We start from the raw sequence: 6027 nt of genomic DNA, 5'->3' as shown, positions 1-6027 counted from the left end.
GGTCAACCTATGAATTTTACCCACAGGTCGTCGCTCGGTATCCCCGCGGTTGTCATCCTGACCTTCCTCCTGACGACGTCGGCCCTGGGCGTCACTTCGAAGTGGGTGGCGCGGACCGACGCCGACCTCGAAGCCGACCAGGTCGTAGAGTCCAGCCCCTGCCTAGTGGATCTTGATAGCGACGGGCACCCCGAGGTCGTCATCGGTTCCGGTGGCGGCCGCGTTTATGCCTACCGCTCGAGCGGCGGCTCCTTCCTCATCTCCTGGTTCGTCCAGACCGGCGGACCCGTTTTCAGTTCGCCGGCGGCGGGAGATATAGACGGGGACAGCCGACCCGAGATAGTTTTCGGCTCCGAGGACGGCAAGGTGTACGCCGTCGAAAACTCGGGCACCAGCGTCCCGGGATGGCCCAAGACCACCGGGGGTCCCGTCCGCGGCTCCGCGGTCATCGCGGACATGGACGACAACGGCCTCGCGGACGTCTTCATCGCCAGCCAGGACGGCAACCTCTACGGCTGGGACTACCGCGGCAACGCTCTCTCCGGCTTCCCCTACAACCTGGGCGCGCCCAGCGAGAGCTCCCCCACCGTGGGCGACATAGACGACGACGGCAAGCTGGAGATTGTTATCGGAGACGACAACGGTGTCGTCCACGCCCTCAACAACGACGGCACCACCCTCGAGGGTTGGCCCCAGCACACCGATTTCTCCGTGAAGAGCTCGCCGGCCCTGGGCGATCTAGACTCCGACGGGTACCTGGAAATAGTCGTCGGCAGTTACGACTTTAAGGTTTACGCCTGGAAGCCCAACGGGATGCTCATGCCGGGCTGGCCGGTGACCACCGAGTACCGCATCTTCCAATCGTCGCCCGCCTTTGCCGACGTGGACGGAGACGGCGTTGTGGAGGTGGTCATCGCCTCGGGCGACGGACGCGTGTACGCCTTCAAGGAGGACGGGCGTTCGGTGCCCGGCTTCCCCCTCGAGGCCACCCCGGTGGACGGCGGCTCTCCCTCCCCGATCAAGGGCTCGACCAGTATCGGCGACATAGACGGCAACGGCTACATAGACATCGTCGTCGGCGCCGAGGACGGCGTCATCTACGCCTGGGAGACCACCGGCCTCGAGGTCTCCGGTTTCCCCTGGACCGGGATGCAGGGCTTCCCCATCCGCAGCACCCCCGCCATCGGCGACCTGGATGGGAACGGAGCCACCGAGATAGTCTATGGCACGAACTTCGCCGGGAAAATCGAATGCATCGAGATGGGGAGCGGGTCTTATCGCGCGACGAACCAGCCCTGGCCCATGTTCCTGAACAACCCCTCCCACGTCACCCTCTACGGCCACGGCGAGGTGCCCAATGTCACCATTGACCCCATCGAGGGCGAGCAGACCGGCGACGTCGTCATCCACTACCACATCGAGGACCGTCAGAGCGACCCGGTGGACCTCAAGGTGCTGTTCACCGTCGACTCGGGCCTCTACTGGCAGTACGCCACGACCGCCGGTCAGGTGGAGGGGCTGTCCAAGAGCCAGTACAACGGCACTCTCACCTGGCACAGCCGGGACGACCTGGACCACTTCGAGGACACCGACGTCAAGATCAAGCTCATGCCCAAGGACCACTCGGGCCTGGGGCGCGCCATCGAGTCCCCCATCATCCACCTGGACAACAACAACCCGCCCCGCGTGGCCTTCGAGCCGCTGGAGGGCGAGCAGACCGAGGACGTCTTCATAGACTACGTGCTTGCGGACGACGAGGCGGATGAGCTCTCCTTCGTGGCCGAGTACTCCATTGACGGCGGCGCCTCCTGGCACAAGGCCTGGATCGAGGGCAACACCGACTACATAGACAAGGCCCACTACACCGACCAACTGTGGTGGGACTCCATGGCCGACCTGCCCAACCAGCATATCGAAAAGTGCCTCTTCTCCGTCACCCCCTCGGATCGCGATACCGGCGAGCGGGCCGTGCTCGGCCCCTTCGTCCTGGACAACAACCAGCCGCCGACGATGTACGTGGAGAACCTCACCGGCGAGCAGTACGGCAAAGTGGACGTCAATTTCGAGGTGATGGACGAGGAGAGCGACTCCTGCAGCCTGGCGTGCTACTTCTCCAAGGATTTCGGCCAGACATGGTCCGAGGCCACCGTGGAGGGCAAGATATCCGGCGTCCCCTCCTCCCCGGACGGGTCCAAGGGCCTCCTGGTCTGGCGCTACGACAAGGACCTGCCCACTCTGGACGAGTCGGCCATCCAGTTCCGCATCATCGCCAGCGACCTGGACGAGGGTGAGGAGGACGACACCGTCCCGTTCCAGGTGGACAACAACGCCCCGCCGACGGCCCACGTGGTGGACATCGCCCAGGAGGTTGCGGGCGAGGTTCTGCTGACCTTCTCCATATCCGACCACGAGAACGACATCTGCGACATCGTCCTCAATTACTCCACCGACGGCGGCTCCACCTGGAGACCGGCCACGACGAAGGAGTCCATCGAGCCGCTGGACAAATCCCTCGTCCGCGGATACAACTCGGCATTACCGAGCCTGACCGTCACCTGGCTTTCGGTCATAGACGCCGACCAGGTGGATTCTCCGCGGACGATGCTCCGTCTTACCGCCCAGGACAACGACGTCAGCGAATCGCCCTCCACCACCCTGGCCTTCCGCCTGGACAACGACGCCACGCCGACCCTCGTGGTGGACAACATCATCGCGGAGTCCACCGCGGACATCCCGATCAGTTACGTCCTGGACGACCGCGAGCACGACATGCTGGCGATTCACGCCGAGTGGTCCGACGACGGCGGCGCGAGCTTCAAGCCGGCCGCGGTGACCGGTACGACCACCGGGATAGGACCCGACGCGTACCGCGGCGTGATAACCTGGAACTCCATCAAAGACTTCGACGGTCGCGACCAGAAGAACATAGTCTTCCGGCTCACCGTCAGCGACAACGACACCGGAGACGCCGCCCAGACCGGTGCGTTCTGGGTGGACAACTCCCAGCCGCCGTCGGTCATGCTCACCGCCGTCACCCAAGAGGTGACCGCCGACATCCCCATCAGTTACAAGCTCGCCGACCGCGAGGGGGACCCGCTTTCCATCGTCAGCGAGTACTCCGACGACGACGGCGCAACCTACAAGCCGGCGACGGTGACCGGGCAGACCACGGGCATTCCCTCCTCCGCCTATGCGGGCACCATCGTGTGGAACTCGGCCTCCGACACGGGCGGCACCGACCAGACCGACATCCACTTCCGCATCCGGCCCTTCGACAACGACGAGGGCACGAGCGGTTCCATCGGCGCCTTCCAGGTGGACAACAGCTTCGAGCCCACCATCAAAATCGCCACGGTGCTCACGGGCGAGCAGACCGACGACATCGCCTTCGATTACACCCTGGCCGACGTCGAGAGTGACACGCTATCCCTCAAGGCCGAGTACTCCCAGGACGGCGGCAACTACTGGGAGCCCGCCACCACCACGGGCCAACTGACCAAGCTGACGCCGGAGCTCTACCACGGCCGCGTGGTCTGGAATTCGAAGACGGACCTCCTGGGCGCCGACTTGAACACCCTGGTCTTCCGGCTAACCCCGGCGGACAACGACCCGGGCGCGGAGGTCAGGGTCGGACCCTTCCACCTCGACAACAACGCCGTCCCAAGCGCCAAGCTGGACCCCGTCCAGGGCGAGCAGGAGGGCGACGTCGTCATCCACTACTCCCTCTTCGACGACGAGGGCGACATCACGGCCATCCTGCCCGAGTACTCCACCGACGGCGGCGCCACCTGGAAGGAGGCCACCACCAAGGGCCTCACCATCGCCGCCTACACCGGCGAGCTCGTTTGGGAATCGGTGGCGGACATGGACGGTCTGGACTCCTCTCAGGTGGTCTTCCGCATCACCCCCGAGGACAACGACACCGGCCAGCCGGGCATCACGCCCGCCTTCCAGGTGGACAACAACCATGTGCCGAAGGTGAACGTCGCCGACTACGAGCGCGAGCAGACGGGCGACGTGAACGTGGTGTACAACGTCAACGACCGGGAGAACGACTACGTGAAACTGAAGGTGGAGTACTCGCTGGACGGCGGCGCCACCTTCAAGCCGGCCACGGTCACCGGCGCGACCGATCGCGTCGGCCCCACCCCCTACGAGGGAAGCCTCGTCTGGAACTCGGTCTCCGACATTCCCGGGGTGGACTCCAGCCAGGTCGTCCTGCGCGTCACCCCGTCGGACAACGACGTCGGCGAAAGCGGCCAGAACAAGCCCTTCCAGGTGGACAACTCCTTCGAGCCCAGCGTGACCATCGCGGCCATAACCGCAGAGCAGGCCGGCGACGTGGTCGTTTCCTACAACCTGGCCGACGTGGAGGGCGATCCCCTGTCCATCGTCCCCGAATACTCCCCGGACGGCGGAAAAACATGGAAACCGGCCACCGTCTCCGGCGCCGTGGAGGCCATCCCCAAGACGGCCTACACGGGGCGCCTCACCTGGCAGTCGGCGGTGGACATGGACCGGGTGGACAACTTCCAGACCCACTTCCGCCTGCGTCCTTTCGACAACGACGAGGGCAAGTCCTTCGAGATAGGCCCGTTCCAGGTGGACAACTCCGACGTGCCGTCCGTAACCGTCGCCACCCCCTCGGGCGAGCAGGTCAAGGACGTGACCATCGCGTATCAGATTTCCGACCGCGAGGGCGATCCTATCTCGTTGAAGCCCGAGTTCAGCCGCGACGGCGGGAAGACCTGGGAACCGGCGACGGTGACCGGAAAGACGGAGGCCATCGCCCAGTCCGGCTACGCGGGTTCCCTCGTGTGGAACTCGAAGTCCGACACCGATCAGTTCGACCTCTCCGGCGTGCAGTTCCGGCTTACCCCCTCGGACAACGACACGGGCGAGCCCTACGCCACCTCGAACTTCCAGGTGGACAACTCCGACGCGCCGACGGTGGCCCTCACCCCGATAACCGCGGATCAGAGCGGCTACGTGAAGGTGGAGTACCGGATTTCCGACCGCGAGGGCGATCCCGTCACCCTCGTTCCCGAGTGGTCCTCCGACGGAGGGAAGACCTGGAGCGAGGCCACCATCACCGCCCTGGCCGACATCGGCCAGCCCAACGGCATCCAGCCCGCCGGCTATACCGGCAAGCTGGAGTGGAACTCCAAGCACGACACCGACATGGTGGACCTGGAGACGGTCACCATCCGGCTCACTCCCTCGGACAACGACGTGGGCGCCGCCGCGGTGACCGGGCCCTTCCGCCTGGACAACTCCGACGTTCCGACCATCGTCCTGGTGACCCCCGAGGGCGAGCAGACGGCCGACGTCGTCATCGCATATAGAATTTCGGACCGCGAGAGCGACCCGATTTCCCTGAAACCCGAGTTCAGCCGCGACCGCGGCAAGACCTGGGAGTCGGCGACGGTCACGGGCCGCACCAAGGACATCGCGACGCTCGACTACTCGGCGTCCATGGTGTGGAATTCCAAGTCCGATGTGGACATGCTGGACCTCTTCGAGGTGCAGTTCCGTCTGACGCCGTCGGATAACGACACCGGCGAGCCGGTCTCCACGGGCGTATTCCAGGTGGACAACTCCGACGAGCCGTCCATCGTCCTTACCGACATCACCACCGAGCAGACGACGAACGTCACTATCGCGTACAAGATTTCGGACCGCGAGGGCGATCCGATCAGCCTGACGCCCGAGTACTCCGTTGACGGCGGCGTGACCTGGAAAGAGGCCGCTGTCACCGGCACCATTACCAAGATACCGTCCACCTCCTACTCGGGCAGCCTGGTGTGGAACTCCAAGTCCAACATCGACACCCTGGATTCGACCACCGTCGTCTTCCGCCTGACCCCGGCGGACAACGACACCGGCGCCCCCGACCAGACGGCGCCCTTCCAGGTGGACAACTCCGATCCGCCGAGCATCCAGCTCACCGATATCACCACGGAGCAGACCAAGGACGTCACCGTCGCCTACAAGATTTCCGACCGCGAGGGCGATCCCGTAAGCCTG

Annotated in this window: 1 protein-coding gene; it reads left to right on the top strand. The window is 64.9% G+C overall.

The features are described 5' to 3' along the window. The coding region (locus NTW26_06015; GenBank protein ID MCX7021816.1) for an FG-GAP-like repeat-containing protein at window positions 1-6027 on the top strand (6027 nt) is incomplete at both ends.

This window comes from bacterium (genome assembly GCA_026398675.1).
Lineage (GTDB): Bacteria > RBG-13-66-14 > RBG-13-66-14 > RBG-13-66-14 > RBG-13-66-14 > RBG-13-66-14.
Note: the sequence above shows the minus strand (reverse complement) of the source record. Positions and strands in the feature narration are given on the sequence as shown.